This window comes from Shewanella gaetbuli (assembly GCF_023284065.1).
Lineage (GTDB): Bacteria > Pseudomonadota > Gammaproteobacteria > Enterobacterales > Shewanellaceae > Shewanella > Shewanella gaetbuli.
Genome location: NZ_JAKIKP010000001.1, coordinates 584,556 through 605,323 on the forward strand (window position 1 = coordinate 584,556; position 20,768 = coordinate 605,323).

Here is a 20,768-nt window from a genome sequence, read left to right on the forward strand (position 1 = left end):
TCAATCAATATTATTACAGTTCAGCTACTCGTTATTCTGGCAAGTATTCTGCTGGAGTTTTACGGCTATAAATACGTGAATAAGCCATAAGTTGTGGGTAAAAAGTTCTAAATGCAATTTCAATGTCGACATACAGTTTATCGACGTCTTTTTTCGCATGATCAAATAGTTCAGGTTTTGACAACCTTCTGCTCACTCCTTCAATGGCTTTATCTAATCCTTGTCGGGTTTGATAACTTGTTAACCAGTCTTGCTGAACAATGTTAGGAATAATATTTTTTAAAGCTTCAGGTAAATCAGCGGTTTGTTGCATGCATTGATATGCTTTTTGAGTAAAGCTGGCTAATGATTGGTGGTGATATTCGTCCCAGTAATAAGCTAAATAATGGTCAAAGGTGAGATCAATTAATATCGGTGCAACTCGGCGAGAGGTTTGTGGAAATAGCTTCAATAAGTCTGAAATGATTTCATGAGAGTCTGTAACGGTATCTATTTGTCTGTGTAACCAAATTCCCTGCTGCAAGTGCTTGGGGTGGTCAGAAATGCTGCCTTTTGCGAAATCGCCAGCTAAATTAGCTGTTAAGTGGGTGTCGCTAATATCGGCTAAATGCAAATGGGCTAAAAAGTTCATTATTTGGGCTTCTTTTTTGTAAATTTTACAGTATGATAACAACTAAACTATTAAAAAGTAGTGTTTTAAGGCCTTATTACTGTACCACAGTCGGTAAGTGGCCTAAATAATTAAAACCTGTGTTTGTTATCATAATATAAGCGTAATTTGATACGCTTGGCGTTCAATTTCTACCTTTAGTAATACTGTTTGGGATCATGGAAGATGAAAAACTGGCTAAATAAATTCTTAAGGCGTGAGCCTGCACCTGTGCGCAATAAAGTGCAGGTTGACCTGCATTATCATACACATCAATTTAGTATGGATGACTTTAAAAATGCTAAATTGCCACCCGTCACTGATGATGTGGCTTTGTCTTGTGACGATACCCCAAGCCATTCGACTGCCAGCTCATCGGATGCTAATTCAACAAAATAATTCGCTAAACTTGATCTTAATCTACTCTCGCCATAGACTAGCGGCCGTTTTTGACTAGTTGAGATCTTAATATGCGTGTCACCGACTTTTCGTTTGAATTGCCTGATGAATTAATTGCTCGTTACCCAACAGAGCAACGTAATGCGTCACGCCTATTAACCCTGAATGGTCAAAATGGCCAGTTAGCAGATAAGCAATTCACTGATTTACTTGAGTTAATTAACCCAGGTGATTTAATGGTATTTAACAATACCCGAGTGATTCCAGCGCGTTTGTTTGGTCAAAAATCAACTGGTGGCAAGTTAGAAATTCTTGTTGAACGTATGCTAGATGATAAACGAATTTTAGCCCACGTCCGAAGCTCAAAATCTCCCAAAGTCGACAGCATTATTAATTTAGATTCTGGTTATCAAATGAAGATGGTTGCACGCCATGACGCTTTATTTGAATTAGAACTCCTTGCCGACAACACTTTGTTAGCGGTACTGGAAGAAATTGGCCATATGCCGCTTCCTCCTTATATTGATAGACCTGATGAAGATGCCGACAAAGAGCGCTACCAAACGGTGTATAACCAAAAGCCAGGTGCGGTTGCCGCGCCAACTGCAGGACTTCATTTTGATGATGCTATGCTGCAAGCGTTAAAAGACAAAGGCGTTAATATTGCCTTTGTGACTTTACATGTGGGGGCAGGCACTTTCCAACCTGTACGTGTAGATAACGTACTTGAGCACAAAATGCACTCAGAGTGGGCGGAAGTACCTCAAACGGTTGTTGACCTTATTGCACAAACCAAAGCCGCAGGTAACCGTGTTGTTGCTGTTGGAACAACGTCAGTACGTTCATTAGAAAGTGCTGCCAAGGCATGTGGTGATGCCCCCCTAACCGAGTTTAGTGGTGATACTGATATCTTTATCTACCCAGGGTTTAACTTTAAAGTGGTTGATGCAATGGTGACGAATTTCCATCTTCCAGAATCAACGTTAATCATGTTATTAAGTGCATTTGCGGGTTATGACGAAGTCATGCACGCTTATCACCATGCTATTGAGCAGAAATATCGCTTTTTTAGCTATGGCGATGCCATGTTTGTGACGAAAAAAGCCCCCTAACAGGCAAAATTGATTTAAAATAAGCGCCCACTGATATGTGGGCTTTTTTATCGAACTTTTTGGGAATTTGATTATCTTCACTTGAAGTATCAATATTTGCCCTCATTACTATTTAAACTTAACTCGAGTTAAGTTTAGTTAACAACAACGAGTCAGACTGTTTATCTGGCAAGGTGAATTATGAAATTTGAATTAGATACTACAGACGGACGCGCCCGTCGCGGTCGTTTAGTGTTTGAACGCGGCACCGTTGAAACACCTGCTTTTATGCCGGTAGGAACCTACGGTACGGTTAAAGGTATGACCCCAGAAGAAGTGCGTGCTACAGGTGCAGACATTTTATTGGGTAACACCTTCCATTTATGGTTACGCCCTGGTGAAGAAATCATGCGCAAGCATGGCGATTTACATGACTTCATGAACTGGCAGCGTCCTATTTTAACTGACTCTGGCGGATTTCAGGTGTTCAGTTTAGGTGATATTCGTAAAATCACTGAAGAAGGGGTGCATTTTCGTTCGCCAATTAACGGTGAGAAAATCTTTTTAGACCCTGAAAAGTCGATGCAAATTCAAAATTCATTAGGCAGTGATGTGGTCATGATTTTTGACGAATGTACGCCTTACCCTGCAACGCATGATGAAGCACGTAAGTCGATGCAAATGTCATTACGTTGGGCACAGCGCTCACGTGACGAGTTTGACCGTCTAGAAAATCCAAATTCGTTGTTTGGTATTATTCAAGGTGGCGTGTATGAAGACTTACGCGACGAGTCAATTGAAGGCCTTACCAATATCGGTTTTGATGGTTATGCCGTTGGTGGCTTAGCGGTAGGTGAACCTAAAGAAGATATGCACCGCATTTTAGAGCATGTTTGTCCTCAGTTACCTGATGATAAACCTCGTTATTTGATGGGTGTCGGTAAGCCGGAAGATTTAGTTGAAGGTGTTCGCCGTGGTGTTGATATGTTTGACTGCGTTATGCCAACGCGTAACGCTCGAAATGGTCACTTATTTACCAGCGAAGGGGTGATTAAAATCCGCAATGCTCGTCATCGTGATGATACATCGCCGTTAGATGAAAAGTGTGATTGCTATACCTGTAAAAACTATTCACGTGCGTATTTATATCACTTAGATCGTTGTAACGAAATTTTAGGTGCGCGATTAAACACCATTCATAACCTACGTTACTACCAAATGTTGATGGAAGGTTTGCGTGGGGCGATTCAGACAGGTACATTAGACGACTTTGTAAAAGACTTCTACACCAGTTTGGGCCGTGAAGTACCAGAAGTACCTGAGTTAAAAGATTAATTTTTTATTTTAGTTTAATTAATACATAAGAAGAGAGAACTATGTTTATTTCAAATGCATATGCAAACGCGGCTGGCGCTCCACAAGGTGGCGGTACTATGGAATTAGTGTTCATGCTAGTCATGTTCGGCTTAATCTTTTATTTCATGATTTTCCGTCCACAGTCAAAGCGTGTTAAAGAGCACAAAAACTTAATGGCTTCTATTTCAAAGGGCGATGAAGTGCTAACCAGTGGTGGGATTTTAGGTAAAGTGACTAAGATTAGCGACGAAAATGATTACGTGTTATTAGCGATTAATGACAATAATCAAATTACGATTAAAAAGGACTATATCTCTGCAGTGCTACCTAAAGGTTCTATTGCATCGCTATAAGCCAAGAGGGCATCAGAGTGTTAAATAAATACCCTATGTGGAAAAACATCATGGTGATATTAATTATCGCCGTTGGTGCTTTTTATGCTATTCCCAACCTTTTTGGTGAAGATCACGCCGTTCAGGTTGTGGCAACTCGCGGAGCTGAAGTTACTACTGCAACTCAAGCAACGGTACAAGACATACTTGAGAGTAAAGGCATAGCGGTGAAACGCTCTGAGCTCGAAGATGGTCAATTACTTGTTAGAGTGGGTGGTGCTGAAGAGCAGTTAGTGGCTAAAGAAGCCATTGCTGAAGCCTTAGGCACCAACTATACCGTCGCGTTAAACTTAGCGCCTGCAACCCCTGAATGGCTTGAAGCCATGGGTGGTTCACCTATGAAGTTAGGTCTTGACCTTCGTGGTGGTGTTCACTTTTTAATGGAAGTGGATATGGGCGAAGCGATTCGCAAAATGGAAGAAGCGAAAATTGCTGATTTTCGTACTCAATTGCGCGAAGAAAAAATTCGTTATGCCGGTGTTCGTAAAACACCAAAAGGCATCGAAATTAAATTCCGTGATGAAGAAACTGTTGCTAAAGCTGAGCGTTACTTAAAAACGCGCAGCAACGATATGGTTTTCTCTGAAGACATTTCTGCCAACAACTTCTTATTAATTGCGCAAATGAGTGAAGCTTATTTAAAGCAAATTAAAGAAGAAGCCTTACAACAAAACATTACCACTATTCGTAATCGTGTGAATGAATTAGGTGTAGCTGAGCCAGTGGTTCAACGCCAAGGTGCTGAACGCATTATTGTTCAATTACCGGGTGTACAAGATACCGCTCGTGCCAAAGAGATTTTAGGGGCTACAGCGTCTATCGAATTCCGTATGGTTGATGATCAAGCTGACCCAGCAGCGGCTGCTAGTGGTCGTGTTTCTGCTGCATCTGAAGTGTACCAGCGTCGTGGTGGTGGTGTTGCAGTGCTTCGTAAAGAAGTGATGCTTACCGGTGACCATATTACCGGTGCACAGCCTACTTTTGACGAATATAGCCGTCCGCAAGTGGCTATCAATCTTGATGCCAAAGGCGGCAACATTTTCTCAAATGTGACCAAAGATAATATTGGTAAGCCAATGGCGACCTTATTTATCGAGTATAAAGACAGTGGTAAGCGCAACCCTGATGGCAGCGTGAAAATGACCAAGATTGAAGAGGTTATTTCGGTTGCTACTATTCAAGCGCGCTTAGGTCGTAACTTTGTTATTACCGGACTTGAGCATAAAGAAGCCCAAAGCTTAGCGTTATTACTACGTGCCGGTGCGCTTATTGCGCCAGTAACCATTGTTGAAGAACGTACTATTGGCCCTAGCTTAGGTGCAGAAAACGTTGAAAACGGCATGCAAGCGATGATTTGGGGTATGGCAGTTGTATTAGTGTTCATGCTGATTTACTACCGTGCATTTGGTGTTATCGCCAATTTAGCCTTGATGGCTAACTTGATTATGGTTGTTGGTGTGATGTCAATGATCCCAGGTGCGGTATTAACCCTTCCGGGTATTGCCGGAATGGTATTAACCGTGGGGATGGCGGTAGATGGTAACGTGCTGATTTATGAGCGTATCCGTGAAGAATTGTTAGCGGGCAGAAGTGTTCAGCAAGCCATTCATGAAGGTTATGCTAATGCATTCTCAACCATTGCTGATGCTAACATTACGACCTTTATGACGGCGCTGATTCTATTTGCTGTGGGTACAGGTGCAGTAAAAGGCTTTGCTGTCACGTTAATGATTGGTATCGCAACGTCTATGTTTACCTCTATTGTAGGTACTCGTAGCATTGTTAATGCGCTTTGGGGCGGTAAACGTCTTAAATCGTTATCAATTTAAGGAAGAGGTTGAACATGTTTCAGATTTTTTCAGTAAAAAACACTATCAACTTTCTTCGCCATGCAGCGCCGATTAGTATGCTGTCTATGTTGTTGGTTATTGCCTCATTCGTGTCTTTAGGCACCAAAGGCATTAACTGGGGACTCGACTTTACCGGTGGTACCGTGGTTGAGGTTGAGTTTTCTCAATCGGTCAATTTAGATGATTTGCGTGCTCAATTAACGACACCGAATACTGAGGGTGCAGTAGTACAAAACTTTGGTTCAACCAGAGATGTATTATTCCGCTTACCCGTTAAAGAGGATGTTAAAAGCGATATTCAGGCTGGCGAAGTGATGGACGTAGTTAAGTCTATTGACGCTAATGCTGAGCAAAAACGCGTTGAGTTTGTTGGCCCTCAAGTAGGTAAAGAACTGTCTGAACAAGGCGGTTTAGCGGTTATTGTGGCGTTAATCTGTATTTTGATTTACGTTTCATTCCGCTTTGAATGGCGTCTTGCTGCAGGGTCGGTAGCGGCACTTGGCCATGACGTTATTGTTACTTTAGGGATATTCTCGTTTTTACAGCTTGAGTTTGACTTAACCGTATTAGCAGGTTTGTTAACCGTTGTGGGTTACTCGCTCAACGATACGATTGTGGTATATGACCGTATTCGTGAAAACTTCTTGAAAATCCGTAAGGGTACTCCAGAAGAAGTGGTTAACCAGTCAATCACTCAAACCATGAGCCGTACTGTAATTACTACAGGAACAACATTAATTGTAGTGGCAGCCTTATTCTTAAAAGGTGGCACAATGATTCATGGTTTTGCCACAGCCTTATTATTAGGTATTTTTGTGGGTACATACTCCTCTATTTATGTGGCAAGTTTTCTGGCCATTAAACTGGGTATTAATCGTGAACACATGATGCCGGTTGAAATTGAAAAAGAAGGTGCTGATCAGCCTCCAATGATGCCTTAATCATTGCAACGTTGAGCATTAAAAAACGCCGTTTTAGGGAACTAAAACGGCGTTTTTATTGGCTATGATTTAAATCTAGTTGATTTTTAATTTAGTCTAATTTTGTTTGCATTAGTCTCTCGGTGACTCCATCTGAATCTGGCAATTAATTAACTCTCAGTGTTAATTATGACCAAATGACATAAAAAACCTGTTTAATATACAAATTGTTAACTGTGTTAAAGATGACGGTTAAATTATATTTTGACATTTTATCTATAAATTTATGAATATTAACATTGGGTAAGTGTCTGTTTATCAATGTTTTACGATTAAATTTGTTAAATGGCTATTGAAGTGTAGCGGCTGCGACATAAACCGAATTTTTGCCTGTTATCATTTTGTTAAAGGTTGGCCTGTTAACGACTCGACAGTGATTCACTTTGCCAGTAGGATGTTGAAAGCTCTAGTTAATGGGATGATGTATCGTATTCTTATTCGAAGACTGCGAATAATATTATCAGTGAGTTCTGCGTAGTAGGATAATAATAATGGAACAACAAAAAGTATTATTAACAGGGGGTAACCTTCTTCAAGCTCATACTTGGAAAGGGTTACTTGAAACCAGTGGCATAGGGGTTGATTTACGCGGTGAAGCTTTGATGGGCGGCGTGGGTGAGTTACCTGTTGATATGCAAACCGTTGAGTTATGGATAGATGCTGAACATTTGCCCGCAGCCAAAAATTTACTCGCCAATTTAGACGTAGTACACCCTCAATGGCAATGCGTACAATGTAATGAAGTGAATGATGGTAGCTTTGAATTATGTTGGCAATGTAGTTCACCTCGTAGTGAACAACACAACTAATCTTTTTATAGTCATTTTTAAGTATTCAGTATTCAGTATTTAGGAGGCTTTATGCAAGCAAACTCTGCATTTGCGCAATTAGTCGGTTCAGTAAAAGATAAAGTAACACCAATAAGTATTGGAGAGTTTCAGCAGCAAGATCATTGGCAACTTGTCGATGTTCGTGAAGATAGCGAATGGTTACAAGGCCACTTACCTAATGCAAAGCATGTTAGTAAAGGCATGATTGAGTGTGAAATAGAAAGTCGATTTCCAGATAAAGCTTCGCCAGTATTGCTATATTGCGGAGCGGGCCCTCGTTCGATTTTAGCGGCTTATAATCTTCAACTTATGGGGTATACCCAAGTTGCTTGGTTAGAAGGTGGTTTCAAAGCTTGGCTACAACATCAATTTCCAGTGGTAAAAGACTAAGTGCAATATTTTCCTTTATTTGTAGATACTAAAAATTTATCTGTTTTGATTGTGGGTGCGGGTGAAGTGGCAAGCCGTAAGTTAGATTTACTGGCTCGCACAGAAGCTGAAATTCATATTATTGCCCCTGATATTGCTGATGACATTAAGGCTTATCATCAACAAGGCCGAATTACACTCTCTTGCAGAGAAGTCTCTGACAGTGATATTGCTGACTACGACTTGATTTATTTAGCGACAGCTAACGAGCAGCTTAATATCGATTTAGCTAATATCGCCACCAGTAAAAATATTTGGGTTAATGTGGTTGATAACCCAAAATATTGTCGCTTTATCACCCCCTCTATTGTCGACCGTGGACGTTTAATCGTGGCTATTAGCACCGCAGGAGCTGCGCCAGTATTTGCTCGTACCATTCGTTCAAGACTGGAAACTATACTGCCTCAATCACTTGCTCCATTATTTGATTATGTGGCTGGTAAGCGTCACGAGGTACAAGCAAAGTTAGTCAATGGTAAAGATAGACGATTATTCTGGGAGCGTTTTTTCAATTTAAACCAAGATAGATTTGATAGTCGTACAGAACAGCATTATATAGATGCTTACAGCAGTTATAACAGCAGTGGAGAGTTACTGCTGCTGGATGAAAATGTGACTGCAGAATTACTGCCTATTGCAGCAATGCCGTTACTTCAAAAGCTGGATACTGTATTTATTGAAAACAGCCTAGATGAGCAAACTAATGAACTGTTACGCCGAGATGCCTCACGTAGTGCGCTGCCCGCTTTAAGTGTTATTACCGAGCAGTTTGAGCGAGGTGAGCGGTTACTTATTGTGGCAAGTACTGAAAAGATTCTCACGTTGAAATCACACTTCCCAATGGCAAAGCACCTTCGACCCGGTGCGTTATAGCAGTTTGAGTCATTTACATATACAACCCAAGGCGAGTGTAGGTTACACTCGCTTTTTTATTTTTAAGAGATCCCCATGGCACTTAAATCAACCGTATACAAAGTTAACCTGCAAATTGCAGACATGGACAGACATTATTACGCAGAGCACGCGTTAACCATTGCGCAGCATCCGTCAGAAACCGACACTCGGATGATGGTTCGTTTATGCGCTTTTGCATTAAATGCCAGTGAATCACTGCAATTTAGCAAAGGCTTGTGTGTGGATGATGAGGCTGAATTATGGGATGTGGATTTGTCGGGTGTTGTTCAACTTTGGGTTGAATTTGGTCAAGCTGATGAAAAATGGTTACGTAAAGCCTGTGGTCGTGCTAAGCAAGTGATTTTATATACTTATGGTGGTAGAAGTGTGCCGATTTGGTGGCAACAAAATCAGAGTGTGTTAAGCCGTTTTCAAAATTTATCAGTGGTTAATCTTCCTGAAGAAGCCGTTGAGCAATTAGCCCAATTTGTGGGCCGTAATATGGCAATTCAGGTGAATATTAATGAAGGACAAGTTTGGTTGTCTGATAACGATAATAGTGTGCTAATTGAGCCAGAAAAGCTCATGTAAAACATAACCAGAGTAATGTTTTTTAATAAATACAAGGATGTAATTTGAACTTTCATATTCGTAAAGCCAGATTATCTGACGCTCAACAAGCCTTTGATATTCGTAATCGAGCCATTATGTCTCAATGTATTAGTGCTTATGGTTTAAAGGCTATGCAAAAGTGGACTGATGGAGATTTGCCGTCAGCTTTTGCTGAAGCATTTGCGGCAAATGGCTATGTGATGCTTAACTCATCAAACACCATAATTGCTACTGGGATGATTGATTTACAGCGTGGGTTTGTTGATGCTTTATTTGTTGAGCCAGATTATCTCAATTTAGGAATAGGCCGAAAAATGCTTAACTACTTGGAGCAATTAGCGCTTAATAAGGGGGTTAAGCAACTTACCCTTGAGTCGACTCTAAATGCGAAGGCATTTTATCAAGCCTGCGGTTTTATGGGGGATGAGGTTAGTGTTTATCATTCACCAAGAGGGTTTGATTTAGACTGTGTTGTGATGACAAAACAGCTGTAATCCCTTTATGTTAGTACTCACTAACTATCTATCTATCTATCTATTGTTTGTACTATTTCACCTTGTATCATTATCGCTTTTTTTGCTTTGGTATTATTTTCAACTTTGATGTAATTGACCTGATAACCAATCGCTTTAGTAATTGATAATGTATATTTTTTTAGATGGGTTAATGTTTAATAATATTCATTAAAATAATAGTTTTTAATTGTGATTAATCATTAGGCGGTTTACTTTTCGTTATGGTAAATCTTGCTCCGTTTTAGGTGGCAAACCTTATCTTTATATTAGTTAGGGGAGTTCATTTATGCTTATCAACGGAGAATGCTCATGTTATCAAAATCTGTCATTATTGCAGCCTTATGCTTAACCTGCTTGCCTGCTGTGGCTCAAACCACCGTACCACAACAAACAGAGCAACAAGGGTTTTATGTGGGTGGTTTGATTAACAATATGGAGTTAGATTTAAAAGAAATAAACGAAGATGCAGTAGGTGTTGGCATATATGGCGGGTATCGCTTCAATGCTTGGTTAGGGGTAGAGGCTAATCTCTCAGATGGCATTAATTTTATTGATGTAAGCTTATCAACCACTTCGATTGCGCCAACCTTTATTTGGCAGTTTAATCCGACTTTTTCAGGTTTGTTAAAGGTAGGACCAACCTATATTCGGTCTGCTGCTGGACTTTCTGGCTATAAATACAAGATTAGCAACCATGCCGAGTTTACCGGAGTTGGGGTGGTTTATGGTGTGGGGCTTAATGCGTCCATTACCGATCACTTAGTGATCAGAGCAATGTATGAGCGAAGTGAAGGTAAGCTTGAGTCAGATATCCAACCCACTCCTGATTTTACTCATGTGGTTCAGCAGTTAAGCATTGGTTTACATTATCAATTTTAGATTTGTGTGTGAGCGTTTTGGCGTATTGCAAACTCAATAGCTGGAAAGACCTATAAATAAAAAGGTCACATTATTACAATGTGACCTTTCATATTTAAGCAGAACAGGGTTACAAAGGGTTATGGCTTTGCTTCTACTAAAGCATTAAAACCACCAGCATTCATTGACTGACTATAACCGGCTTCAGTTAAGGCATTATCTGCAATCCCGCTTCTGCGGCCACTACGGCAATACAGTACAATAGGGCTGTCTTTAGTGAGATTTAATGCGTTAACACCTTCAACAATTTCTTCAAAAGGAATATTAATCGCGCCTTCAATATGGCCTGCAGCAAATTCGTTTGCGGTTCTCACATCAATGACTACAGCTTGTTGTTCTATTTGTTTCCATGCCGACTCGGCATTAATGTCTTTGGCATTAACATGTGCAGATAACCCTAGCACACCTGTCATTAGCGCAGATAACAGTAAACGTTTTAATAATCTGCTTTGAGCACGAACTTTTTGTATAAATAGATAAGACACCATTAATTTCCTTGTTGTAGGTCGCTATGGCTATTTCCCTGACGCAATCATCGCCTCAGTTTTTAACCCTAACTTTTTCATTACCATTGCTGCTGGGCAAAAGCCCGTAAAAGCACTTTGAAATAGATTAGCACCTACAAAAGCGGTTAACCATATAAAATGATGACTGACGGTTGCCGTTAATACTAATGATAACAATACCATTAGCCCTGCAAATGCCATTATGGCGCGTTCGATAGATAAGCTCATTGGGTCACTCCTTTTTTATTGAATTACAATACGCTTGCGCATTGCGGCGTAATACAGCACCGGAATAACAACAAGTGTCAGAATTGTTGAAATTAAAATGCCGAAAATTAAGCTGATGGCTAAGCCGTTAAAAATAGGATCATTTAAAATAAATAGCGCACCAGTCATAGCCGCCACGGCGGTTAACATGATGGGTTTTGCTCTGACTGCACCGGCTTGGATAACGGCTTGTTCTAGTGTTATACCTTGTTCAAGTTGTTGATGTATAAAATCGACCAACAAAATTGAGTTACGGACAATAATGCCAGCTAGCGCAATCATGCCAATCATTGAGGTGGCAGTGAATTGGGCTCCTAATAAAGCATGACCAGGCATAACGCCGATGATGGTTAATGGAATGGGCGCCATAATGATTAGCGGCACAAGATAAGATTTAAACTGCGCCACGACCAATAAATAAATAGCAATCATGCCGACCGCATAGGCAATGCCCATATCTCGGAAGGTTTCATAGGTAATTTTCCATTCACCATCCCATAAAATGGCAATATCTGCTAAGCCGTCAGGTTGATCAACTAAGTGCTGTTGAATAGGGAAGGTTAGCTCATTATTAGCCTGATTTATTTGGCTATAAATATCAAACATTCCGTATAAAGGGCTGTCTGTTGGGCCTGCTACGTCAGCAACAACCATAATCATCGGCACCATATTTTTATGTACAATAGTGTGATTAATTGACGTTTTATTAATGCTCGCCACACTAGAAAGAGCGACCTCTTCACCAGACTGATTAATTAGCTTGAGATTTAATACTTGGTTTAAGTCGACCTTTTCATCGTCCTCCAGTTGCAAACGAATGGGTGTTGGATACCTGTTTCCAGCAGAATGAAGGTAGCTAACATCTTGGCCATTAATACTGGTAGCAATGGTATTCACTACTTCAGTATAAGATAGCCCGAGTAAGCTTGTTTTTGCGCGATCAATGCTAACTTGCCACAGTGCTTGCTGGGTAGGTAAAAAGATATCAACATCAACCACATGCTCTGTTTGTTTAAATCGTTGTTGTAAAGCCTGAGCGGTTTGCTCCCTTAACTCAGTTGTTGGAGCATACACTTCAGCGACAAGGGGAGACCAAACTGGCGGTCCAGGCGGAACTTCAACCACTTTTACCGCTGCATTATAACGTTGTGCTATTTCGGTTAATGGCGCTCTAACCGCTAGAGCAATGCTGTGACTGTCTCGGCTACGTTGTGACTTATCTACTAAGTTAACTTGTATATCACCTAGCTCTTGGCTGTTTCTTAAAAAGTAGTGGCGGACTAACCCGTTAAAATTCATTGGAGAGTTAGTACCGGCGTACCATTGTTGATGGTCAATTTCTTCTATGGTAGATAAATATAGGCTCATTTCCTGTAAAGCTCGTTGTGTTTGCTCAACGGGCGAACCTTCTGGTAAATCAACAATGACTTGAAACTCTGACTTATTATCAAACGGTAGCATTTTTAATACCACGGCTTGCATGGCAGGCAAAACCAATGCAGCACCAATTAATGCCACAATACCCAATGCAAGCCCTTTACGTGCTTTACTGGCATTATGGCCTATTAAAAATGGCGACATTAATCGGCTAAATAAACGGCCTAACTTATCCTCTTTAGTTTTAGTAATATTGTGGTTTGAACTAGACTGTTTGGCTAATAATTTATTAGCTAACCAAGGCGTTAGTACAAAAGCTATAACTAATGAAAGCAGCATTCCCATGCTGGCATTGATGGGAATAGGGCTCATGTAAGGTCCCATTAATCCAGACACAAATGCCATAGGTAATAGCGCAGCAATCACGGTAAATGTGGCTAATATAGTGGGACCGCCTACTTCATCTACAGCTGTAGGAATAATCTCCAAAAGTGGCTTGTTACTTAACGCCATATGACGGTGAATATTCTCGACCACCACAATGGCATCATCCACCAGAATGCCGATAGAAAATATCAGCGCAAATAATGATATTCGGTTTAGGGTGAATCCCCATGCCCATGAAGCAAATAACGTTAAAGCCAGTGTAATAATGATGGCAATGCCCACCACGGCAGACTCTTTTAATCCCATGGTGAAAAAAACCAGTAACACAACAGCTGAAGTGGCAAAGATTAATTTAAATATTAATGTGTTTGCTTTGTCTCCAGCAGTTTGGCCGTAGTTACGAGAGACTGCAATACCCACATTTTCTGGGATAATAAGGTTTTCTAAGGTATTAACGCGCTGCAAAATTGCATCAGCGATATCAACGGCATTCTCACCAGCTTGCTTGCCTATTGCGATAGTTACCGCCGGATAATCTCCGGTACTATCGACATGACGAACATGTTGCTTCGGGGTATCGCCTTTTAGTGTCACCTCTGCAATGTCTTGTAGATAAACCGCAGACCCATTAATGGGGTCAGAGTTAATTTTTATCAATAAGTTTTTTACATCATCAACCGATCTTAAAAACTCCCCCGCACGTACTTTTATTTCTTGGTTGTCTTGAACAACGTTTCCTTGTAAAGACACTTGGCTATTATCTTGTAATCGTTGGCTAATTTGTGAAATAGTGACCCCGTAACGTGCCATTTTTGCACTGTCTAGGCGGACATTTACTACCATGTCATGTCGCCCTTGGGTATAGATTTCTTTGGTACCCTTAATGCGTTTTAGCTCAGTTTCTAAGGTGTTAGCCGTAAGGGTGAGATCTTCAGTTGTGATTGTCTCTGATTTGGCAAATAGCGTTAAACTCACTACAGGTACATCTTCAATACCTCGAGGTTTAATTAACGGCTCACCGATACCGGCATGTTGATTAAATTTATCTTTGTTGGAATATAACTGGTTGTAAATTTTTACAATGGCTTCATCACGAGGTACGCCGACTTTAAAAATGGCGATGATTAATGCGCCGTCAGGTTGAGAAAATGAGTACAGCGTATCGATACCCTGAATTTCAGAAATAATTTGCTCAGCGGGCAAGGTGACTTGTTGGGCTACTTCACTGGGTGTCGCTCCTGGGTAAGGAATAAATACATCAGCAAAGGTGACATCTATTTGAGGGTCTTCTTCTTTGGGGGTGATAATAATGGCAAAAATACCCATTAATAAGCCAATAATTGCCAGTAGTGGAGTGATGGCGCTGGCTTGGAATGTCTTGGCTATTTTACCCGAAAAGCCAAGTGTGGGTGAGTTAGATGATGACATCAGTTTGGCTCCAAGTAATTAATTAGCGGTGAGTTTATGTAAATGTAAGATGTAGTGATTCGCATTCTTTACAATAATGTCGTCAGGCATAACGCCGGCTAGTACTTCAAATGACGGTACGCCGTTTTCATCAATAAAATGTTTACCTACTCTAATTTGAGTTTGTAGATAATTATCACCCACTTGACGATATACAGAAGTGACATCGCCAATTTGGTGAAGTGTGGTTAGCGGTAGACTAATAATGGATTTTTTATCAATAGCCAATTTAGTTTTTAACCATTGACCAGCGAATAATTCATCTTGCTGGTTATCTAAAATAGCGCGTACTTCTATGCTGTGATCAGCTTGATGACTAAACGCAAACGGGGTGATGTGATTGCTTTGATATTGGCGGTTGGGTTGATGCTCATCTAGATAGAAATTGATTTTAGTTAAATTTGCTACCTGCTGGCGATATTGCTGGGGGACAAAGAACACTGCTCTAAGACTATTCGTCGCGTATCCTGACAATAACCCTTGGCCAATCACTACCGTTTCACCCTCTTCAACTAACTTTTCGGTGATACGTCCGGTATAAGGAGCACTAATAACAGTGTAGTTAACAGTTTGTTTTGCCTTAATTAAACTCGCATTGGCTGCCGATACAGCTTGTTGGCTACTTTTTGCTTTTGCGGTCGCTTCATCCATTGAACCTTGGGAAATAGCACCTTGAGGAAACAAGGTTTTATAACGCTTGAGTTGTGCTTGTGCTTCTATGTTTATGGCTTTAGCTCGTGCCAGTTCAGCTTCTGCTGCTGCAAGCTCAGCGCCTTGCTCTTCACTGGTTATTTCCAGTAAAGGTGACCCAACAGAAACCAGATCATTGACGTCATAATGTATTGCCAACACTCGGCCTGAGGTTTGTGCGGCAACGGTGGCAGATTTTATTGGTTCTACCTTTGCGTCAAGTGTTAAGTATTGAACTCGTTCAACCTCAGTGGCAATTAGGGTATCAATATCAACATGGTTGCCCTGTTGTGCTGTAGCGGTATTTATTATCAATAAACTCGCTGCTGCGATGAGGAGTTGCTTACTGTTTTGAAGTGTATAATTGAGTGCTTTCATAATAACTGCCTTTAAGGTTCATAAGAAAATTCTAATGGACTTTTGAATGGCTTGCAATAAGTTTTATTAGAAAAAGTTAATGGAGTACCAAAGGTGCTTGTGAAATTAGATGAAAGGCATAAAAAAACCGCTCTAAAAAGAGCGGTTTAATCTATTTAGTACTCGCTTTTACAGCTAAGTTAAAATTTAGAACTTGTAGTTGTATTGTAGTGAGTAGTAAGTTGCACCTGAATCAGTGTAAGCATCAATAGTTGGAAGGAATGGGATTGAGCTCGCCTCAACAACGTGCACTTTTTCACCATCAACAATCGTGAAACCAAAATCAATACTTGATTTCTCATTTATGTTGTATGAGAAGCCTGCTGAGTACCACATACGGTCTGAATCAGGGATCGATAATGATGAGATAGCATCAACAACGCCTTGGTCATGCGCTACACCCGCACGAACAGTCCACTTATCGTTGATATCGTAGGTAGCGCCTAAGCTTAAGAACCAAGAATCTTTCCAGTGATAATTTTTTAAATCAGTTGCTGGGGCATTGTCATTATGAAGAGAAATTTTATCGAATGAACTCCACTGGCTCCACTGAGCGGTGTAATGCACTGCAAATTTTTCAGTTAATTGATGGTAACCAGCAAATTGTGCAATATCGGCTAATGGGATATTGATTTCATCAAACTGATTCCCTACTACAGAAATATCTCCGCTTGCTGCCATTTCAGGGCTTAGTCTGTAGCTTAAACCAAAACGGTGGTTTTCATTGATTTCATAAGTTAAACCTACAATACCACCAACAGCCCAGCCATCGGCATCAACATTAATCATTGAGCCACGAGTTAATTCGCCAGAACCTTGAATCATATCAAGACCAACACCAAGGCTTAATGCGTCGTTGATGCGATATGACATGCTGGCGTTTAGGTTAATCGTAGCAACTTGGGTGTTGCCAAGTAAGTCGACAGGAACAATTGTTTGGCCTTCAGTCAGTGGAGATAAGTCAGCACCTGTGCCGTAGTTACTGAATGCTGCAAAACCAAAAGCAAACTTGTCATTAACTGGATTAATGTAATAAGCATTTGGAATCATTTTGCCTGCACCCGCATTTTCGATTCCGCCAAGCTCATTACCCAAGAAGTTTACATCTGAGACTTCAACACTAACATCGGCATAGGTTAAGCCGACAGAAAGGCTTTTCTCATCAAATAATGCCATTGCTGCTGGGTTACGTGATAATACTGATGCGTTATCAGCAATAATTGCATCACCAGCCATCGCACGACCGATTCCGGTAGCTGATTGGCTATTTAATTGGAAACCCGCTGCAGTAGCTTGCGTGCTGGCAAGGGCTACCGCAACTGCTAAAAGAGTTTTGTTTAATTGAGTCATTGTTGGTCTCGTCTTGTTGGCTGTCTATGTAATATTAAGTGGCATTTTTATGCACATCTTTTAATGACAGCTTTGAATTTGCACGCATATTAGGTAAGGGGCGGGAACGTAACAACTCCGACCACCTGTTAGCTATTGTTAATATTGGGTTAATTTAAAAGAGTGCCATTTTTAGCGACAGAGTTTCATTTTTAAAAGGTGAATTAAAAGTTCTTATGTAGCAGGTTGTTAGGGTGGCGCTGTTTTTGTATTGTGTGTTATGGGGATGTTGATTTCAAACAAAGCTTAGTCTGAGCTGTTTGCAATAAAAAAGCGTACAACTGTACGCTTTGTAGTCTGGTCGTTACACCTATGCTTGAAAGGTGTGAGTCAGTTGTTTAATTATTGGTTCTTAAGTGCTCTTCAAAATCATCAAACTTGTTTTTGACTATTTCTCTTGGAGGTAGCAATGTGCTGGTGATGACACCCACAACCGTTGCTAGCAAAAAGCCTGGAACAATTTCATACAAGTCAAAAATCCCGCCGGTTAATTGCTTCCATGTAACGACGGTGATAGCGCCGACAATAATGGTCGCAATAGCACCATAACGGCTATAACCTTTCCAAAATAGTGATAATAAAACCACTGGGCCAAATGCAGCACCGAAACCTGCCCATGCATAACTCACTAATCCAAGTACGCTACTTTTTGGATCAAGCGCAATAACACCTGCAATTAGCGCAATGGCTATAACACCTAGACGGCCAACAAGCATTAGCTCTTTGCTGCTGGCTTGTGGACGTAACCATTTGCGATAAAAATCTTCAGTGATCACACTTGAACAAACTAATAGTTGCGAATCGATAGTACTCATAATGGCCGATAAAATAGCGGCAATTAATAAGCCTCCCACCCATGGATTGAATGCTGCGTGAGCTAAGTGAATAAATACCGTTTCTGGGTTTTCTAATGGCGCATTAGCAAAATATAATGTGCCTGCAATGCCAGTAGCTAACGCGCCAACAAGTGCAAGTAACATCCAGCTCATAGCGATACGGCGAGATAGGCGTAAATCTTTTGCACTGCCAATTGCCATAAAACGCGACAAAATATGTGGTTGACCGAAGTAACCTAGGCCCCATGCCAGTAACGAGACTAAACCAATAACTGTGGTTGATTCTCCAATAAATGACAACATGGCTGGGTCTAAGCTTTCTAGGTTGGCTTGGGTTTCAGATTGGTTAAAAATAGCAATAGGTACGATAATCAAGGCAATTAACATTAAGCAGCCTTGAAAAAAGTCAGTCCAACTTACGGCAAAAAAACCACCTACAAAGGTATAAGACACAATAATCACTGAGCCAATAAGTAATGCTATGGTGTAATCAAGGCCAAATACTTTTTCGAATAATATGGCGCCACCGACCATGCCTGATGAAGTGTAAAAAGTAAAAAAGACTAAAATTGTTACCGCTGACACCAGTTTCAACATGCCTTTATTGTCGTGAAAACGATGTTCAAAAAAGTCTGGAAGTGTTAAAGAATTGTCGGCAAGTTCAGTGTAAATACGTAGTCTTTTGGCTACAAATAGCCAGTTTAACCATGCGCCAAATACTAAGCCAAAGCCTATCCATGCTTCCCCTAGTCCTCCTAAATAAACTGCACCGGGTAAACCTAACAATAGCCAGCCAGACATGTCTGATGCACCGACACTTAAGGCGGTTACTGCTGGGCCCATTTTACGGCCACCTAATATGTAATCATCTACAGAATCTGTTTTTTTATAGGCCCAAAAACCAATGCCCATCATCACCGCTAAGTAACCTATGAATGTGATTAAAATAGGTGCTTGAATTTCCATGAGTATCCTTTGTAATTATCATTGTGGGACAATGCTAGCAGAAGTTTGATGTGGTTCACACTTTGACAGGGTTATTAGGCAAAAAAATACCCCAAGTCACTGTAAAGTGAGTTGGGGCAACAGAGAAGGTGAATATAAAGCAATCAAGCGTATTAAATGAAGGTGTTTTCAATTTCATTTTTAACGAAGTTCAAATCAGAACCTTCTTCACCCACCAGTATCATGTAGGCATCAGCCGTTTTAAAACCCTGGCCTTGATACTTACTGTCGGCAAATGCTTCTTCAAGCTTTAAGCGCTTTTCTGCTGGAACAATAAACAATGTCACCTTCTCACCATGTTCATCTTGCATCACTAAGTGAAGCGACTTAACGCCTTGAAAGTCACAATAAGCCGTGTAAAAAACTCTTCCGGGTTGCTGAATGAACTTAGACTGTTGAAGCCCTGACATACTCGCAAGCTTGAAGTTTACATCGTTATAGCCAATATCTTGGTTGGTACTTAACGCTTTAGCTTCATGATATACATGTGCCAATGCGTGCTCTGATAGGTCTACTGGCGTAAAACGTAACATGCTAAAACTCACTCCAACAATAAAGGCGATAGACGCCGCCATTGCCATTAAGTAACGAGTACGTTTTTTATGTTGTTGATGCTGATTAAGTTGCTGGCGCAGAATTAATTTTTCTGCAAGGTCATCAGGTACATTAATGTTTAAGGCCTGATTAAGACGATTGTCGAGATTTTTTAAATCATTAACCAACTTGGCATCGTCTGGACTTTCAGCGATATGTTTTAAAAAGTCTTCAGACTGATCATTAGGGTCACCGTAGGCTTGGCGACGGAATTGTAGATCATCCATTTGATTGACCTCTTAACTCTGGTGAATCTAAGGCGTCTTTAAGCTGGTTTCTGGCTCTAAAAAGGCGCGTCATTACGGTATTTTTATTTAACTCAAGTAGATCGGCAATTTCATCGCCACTAAAACCACCAATAAGCTGTAATAGTAACGGCTCACGATATTCGATATCCAATTTGCCTATTTGGCGACGAAGCCAGTATTGTTCAGTTTCATCTTCATTAGAACTTGAAAATACATCTTCAAGTTGCTCTTGCTCAACGTCACTGTAGTCAAACTGTTTGCGCTCAAACCTACGGGCATTTTCACGTCTTAAAATTGTGATTAACCATGCCTTAGCCGCTTTGTCATCTTTTAGAGAGTCTAAAGCACGCCATGCCCTTAAAAAGGTTTCTTGAGTGATATCTTCAGCGACATGTTTGTCTCCACATAACCAAAAGGCGTAGCGGTAAATGTCGGTATGAAGTGCCCTGACAAGGCTATCGTATCGTCTTTGTTTATCTACCATGTCAGATAAGACCGAGGCGTCAGACTTTTTATTTCGTATTTTTTGAAACATTTTTATTTTGTGTCATAAATGTTAGCAATAGCTTACGCGTTGTTAGCTTTTTTGCAATGACACAGCAAGCGTTTTTTATGCTAAAAAATAGATGTAAAACCCGCAGTTGTGGTGTTTTGGGGATTGTGTTGTGGA

General features: G+C 40.6%; 21 protein-coding genes. 12 read left to right on the forward strand and 9 right to left on the reverse strand.

Annotation, left to right across the window (positions count from 1 at the left end; genetic code table 11):
* Positions 1–31 precede the first annotated feature (31 nt).
* The gene (locus L2672_RS02560) at positions 32–631 is read right to left on the reverse strand and encodes an acyl carrier protein phosphodiesterase (RefSeq protein ID WP_248994255.1); all 600 of its coding nucleotides are present in this window, start codon (positions 629–631) and stop codon (positions 32–34) included.
* 204 nt (positions 632–835) lie between these two features.
* On the opposite strand from L2672_RS02560, the gene L2672_RS02565 reads away from it, so the two are divergent.
* From L2672_RS02565 to L2672_RS02620, 12 genes are all read left to right on the forward strand, one after another.
* A complete protein-coding gene (locus L2672_RS02565) occupies positions 836–1,048 on the forward strand; it encodes a hypothetical protein (protein WP_248994256.1) in 213 nt (70 codons plus the stop codon).
* Between the two features lie 71 nt (positions 1,049–1,119).
* Positions 1,120–2,160: a tRNA preQ1(34) S-adenosylmethionine ribosyltransferase-isomerase QueA gene (queA, locus tag L2672_RS02570; RefSeq protein ID WP_248994257.1), complete on the forward strand. Its 1,041-nt coding sequence runs from the start codon at positions 1,120–1,122 to the stop codon at positions 2,158–2,160.
* 180 nt (positions 2,161–2,340) lie between these two features.
* Positions 2,341–3,474 carry a tRNA guanosine(34) transglycosylase Tgt gene (tgt, locus tag L2672_RS02575; protein WP_248994258.1) on the forward strand — a complete coding sequence of 378 codons (1,134 nt, stop codon included), beginning with the start codon at positions 2,341–2,343 and terminating at the stop codon, positions 3,472–3,474.
* Between the two features lie 41 nt (positions 3,475–3,515).
* Positions 3,516–3,848, forward strand: coding sequence for a preprotein translocase subunit YajC (gene yajC / locus L2672_RS02580; RefSeq protein ID WP_248994259.1), 333 nt, complete (start codon positions 3,516–3,518; stop codon positions 3,846–3,848).
* A gap of 17 nt (positions 3,849–3,865) precedes the next feature.
* The gene (gene secD, locus L2672_RS02585; RefSeq protein WP_248994260.1) at positions 3,866–5,716 is read left to right on the forward strand and encodes a protein translocase subunit SecD; all 1,851 of its coding nucleotides are present in this window, start codon (positions 3,866–3,868) and stop codon (positions 5,714–5,716) included.
* 14 nt (positions 5,717–5,730) lie between these two features.
* Positions 5,731–6,678: a protein translocase subunit SecF gene (gene secF / locus L2672_RS02590; protein ID WP_248994261.1), complete on the forward strand. Its 948-nt coding sequence runs from the start codon at positions 5,731–5,733 to the stop codon at positions 6,676–6,678.
* A gap of 530 nt (positions 6,679–7,208) precedes the next feature.
* Positions 7,209–7,526, forward strand: coding sequence for a putative signal transducing protein (locus tag L2672_RS02595; RefSeq protein ID WP_248994262.1), 318 nt, complete (start codon positions 7,209–7,211; stop codon positions 7,524–7,526).
* A 51-nt stretch (positions 7,527–7,577) separates the two neighbouring features.
* On the forward strand, positions 7,578–7,937 hold the full coding sequence (locus L2672_RS02600) for a rhodanese-like domain-containing protein (protein WP_248994263.1): 360 nt from the start codon (positions 7,578–7,580) through the stop codon (positions 7,935–7,937).
* Entirely contained in the window at positions 7,938–8,849 is a 912-nt protein-coding gene (locus L2672_RS02605) for a precorrin-2 dehydrogenase/sirohydrochlorin ferrochelatase family protein (RefSeq protein WP_248994264.1), read from the forward strand. It begins immediately after the preceding gene.
* Positions 8,850–8,924: 75 nt separating this feature from the next.
* Entirely contained in the window at positions 8,925–9,461 is a 537-nt protein-coding gene (locus L2672_RS02610; RefSeq protein ID WP_248994265.1) for a YaeQ family protein, read from the forward strand.
* Between the two features lie 44 nt (positions 9,462–9,505).
* Positions 9,506–9,976, forward strand: coding sequence for a GNAT family N-acetyltransferase (locus L2672_RS02615; RefSeq protein WP_248994266.1), 471 nt, complete (start codon positions 9,506–9,508; stop codon positions 9,974–9,976).
* A 330-nt stretch (positions 9,977–10,306) separates the two neighbouring features.
* Positions 10,307–10,876 carry an outer membrane beta-barrel protein gene (locus tag L2672_RS02620; protein WP_248994267.1) on the forward strand — a complete coding sequence of 190 codons (570 nt, stop codon included), beginning with the start codon at positions 10,307–10,309 and terminating at the stop codon, positions 10,874–10,876.
* 119 nt (positions 10,877–10,995) lie between these two features.
* On the opposite strand, the gene L2672_RS02625 is transcribed toward L2672_RS02620, so the two are convergent.
* From L2672_RS02625 to L2672_RS02660, 8 genes are all read right to left on the reverse strand, one after another.
* Positions 10,996–11,400 carry a rhodanese-like domain-containing protein gene (locus L2672_RS02625; protein WP_248994268.1) on the reverse strand — a complete coding sequence of 135 codons (405 nt, stop codon included), beginning with the start codon at positions 11,398–11,400 and terminating at the stop codon, positions 10,996–10,998.
* A 30-nt stretch (positions 11,401–11,430) separates the two neighbouring features.
* Positions 11,431–11,649, reverse strand: coding sequence for a YgaP family membrane protein (locus L2672_RS02630; RefSeq protein WP_248994269.1), 219 nt, complete (start codon positions 11,647–11,649; stop codon positions 11,431–11,433).
* A 15-nt stretch (positions 11,650–11,664) separates the two neighbouring features.
* On the reverse strand, positions 11,665–14,880 hold the full coding sequence (locus tag L2672_RS02635) for an efflux RND transporter permease subunit (protein ID WP_248994270.1): 3,216 nt from the start codon (positions 14,878–14,880) through the stop codon (positions 11,665–11,667).
* An 18-nt stretch (positions 14,881–14,898) separates the two neighbouring features.
* Complete coding sequence (locus L2672_RS02640) at positions 14,899–15,987, reverse strand: efflux RND transporter periplasmic adaptor subunit (RefSeq protein WP_248994271.1); 1,089 nt, start codon at positions 15,985–15,987, stop codon at positions 14,899–14,901.
* A gap of 186 nt (positions 15,988–16,173) precedes the next feature.
* On the reverse strand, positions 16,174–17,376 hold the full coding sequence (locus tag L2672_RS02645; protein WP_248994272.1) for an OmpP1/FadL family transporter: 1,203 nt from the start codon (positions 17,374–17,376) through the stop codon (positions 16,174–16,176).
* Positions 17,377–17,753: 377 nt separating this feature from the next.
* Positions 17,754–19,217 carry a sodium/proline symporter PutP gene (putP, locus tag L2672_RS02650; protein ID WP_248994273.1) on the reverse strand — a complete coding sequence of 488 codons (1,464 nt, stop codon included), beginning with the start codon at positions 19,215–19,217 and terminating at the stop codon, positions 17,754–17,756.
* Between the two features lie 152 nt (positions 19,218–19,369).
* A complete protein-coding gene (locus L2672_RS02655; protein WP_248994274.1) occupies positions 19,370–20,077 on the reverse strand; it encodes a DUF3379 domain-containing protein in 708 nt (235 codons plus the stop codon).
* Complete coding sequence (locus L2672_RS02660) at positions 20,070–20,633, reverse strand: sigma-70 family RNA polymerase sigma factor (protein ID WP_248994275.1); 564 nt, start codon at positions 20,631–20,633, stop codon at positions 20,070–20,072. The genes L2672_RS02655 and L2672_RS02660 overlap by 8 nt, the downstream gene beginning before the upstream one ends.
* Between the last annotated feature and the right edge of the window lie 135 nt (positions 20,634–20,768).

Excerpts from the sequence above, each read along its gene's own strand:
- L2672_RS02560 (WP_248994255.1), bottom strand. The coding sequence starts at position 631 with ATGAACTTTTTAGCCCATTTGCATTTAGCCGATATTAGCGACACCCAC.
- L2672_RS02565 (WP_248994256.1), top strand. The coding sequence starts at position 836 with ATGAAAAACTGGCTAAATAAATTCTTAAGGCGTGAGCCTGCACCTGTG.
- queA (WP_248994257.1), top strand. The coding sequence starts at position 1,120 with ATGCGTGTCACCGACTTTTCGTTTGAATTGCCTGATGAATTAATTGCT.
- tgt (WP_248994258.1), top strand. The coding sequence starts at position 2,341 with ATGAAATTTGAATTAGATACTACAGACGGACGCGCCCGTCGCGGTCGT.
- yajC (WP_248994259.1), top strand. The coding sequence starts at position 3,516 with ATGTTTATTTCAAATGCATATGCAAACGCGGCTGGCGCTCCACAAGGT.
- secF (WP_248994261.1), top strand. The coding sequence starts at position 5,731 with ATGTTTCAGATTTTTTCAGTAAAAAACACTATCAACTTTCTTCGCCAT.
- L2672_RS02595 (WP_248994262.1), top strand. The coding sequence starts at position 7,209 with ATGGAACAACAAAAAGTATTATTAACAGGGGGTAACCTTCTTCAAGCT.
- L2672_RS02600 (WP_248994263.1), top strand. The coding sequence starts at position 7,578 with ATGCAAGCAAACTCTGCATTTGCGCAATTAGTCGGTTCAGTAAAAGAT.
- L2672_RS02610 (WP_248994265.1), top strand. The coding sequence starts at position 8,925 with ATGGCACTTAAATCAACCGTATACAAAGTTAACCTGCAAATTGCAGAC.
- L2672_RS02620 (WP_248994267.1), top strand. The coding sequence starts at position 10,307 with ATGTTATCAAAATCTGTCATTATTGCAGCCTTATGCTTAACCTGCTTG.
- L2672_RS02630 (WP_248994269.1), bottom strand. The coding sequence starts at position 11,649 with ATGAGCTTATCTATCGAACGCGCCATAATGGCATTTGCAGGGCTAATG.
- L2672_RS02635 (WP_248994270.1), bottom strand. The coding sequence starts at position 14,880 with ATGTCATCATCTAACTCACCCACACTTGGCTTTTCGGGTAAAATAGCC.
- L2672_RS02640 (WP_248994271.1), bottom strand. The coding sequence starts at position 15,987 with ATGAAAGCACTCAATTATACACTTCAAAACAGTAAGCAACTCCTCATC.
- L2672_RS02645 (WP_248994272.1), bottom strand. The coding sequence starts at position 17,376 with ATGACTCAATTAAACAAAACTCTTTTAGCAGTTGCGGTAGCCCTTGCC.
- putP (WP_248994273.1), bottom strand. The coding sequence starts at position 19,217 with ATGGAAATTCAAGCACCTATTTTAATCACATTCATAGGTTACTTAGCG.
- L2672_RS02655 (WP_248994274.1), bottom strand. The coding sequence starts at position 20,077 with ATGGATGATCTACAATTCCGTCGCCAAGCCTACGGTGACCCTAATGAT.
- L2672_RS02660 (WP_248994275.1), bottom strand. The coding sequence starts at position 20,633 with ATGTTTCAAAAAATACGAAATAAAAAGTCTGACGCCTCGGTCTTATCT.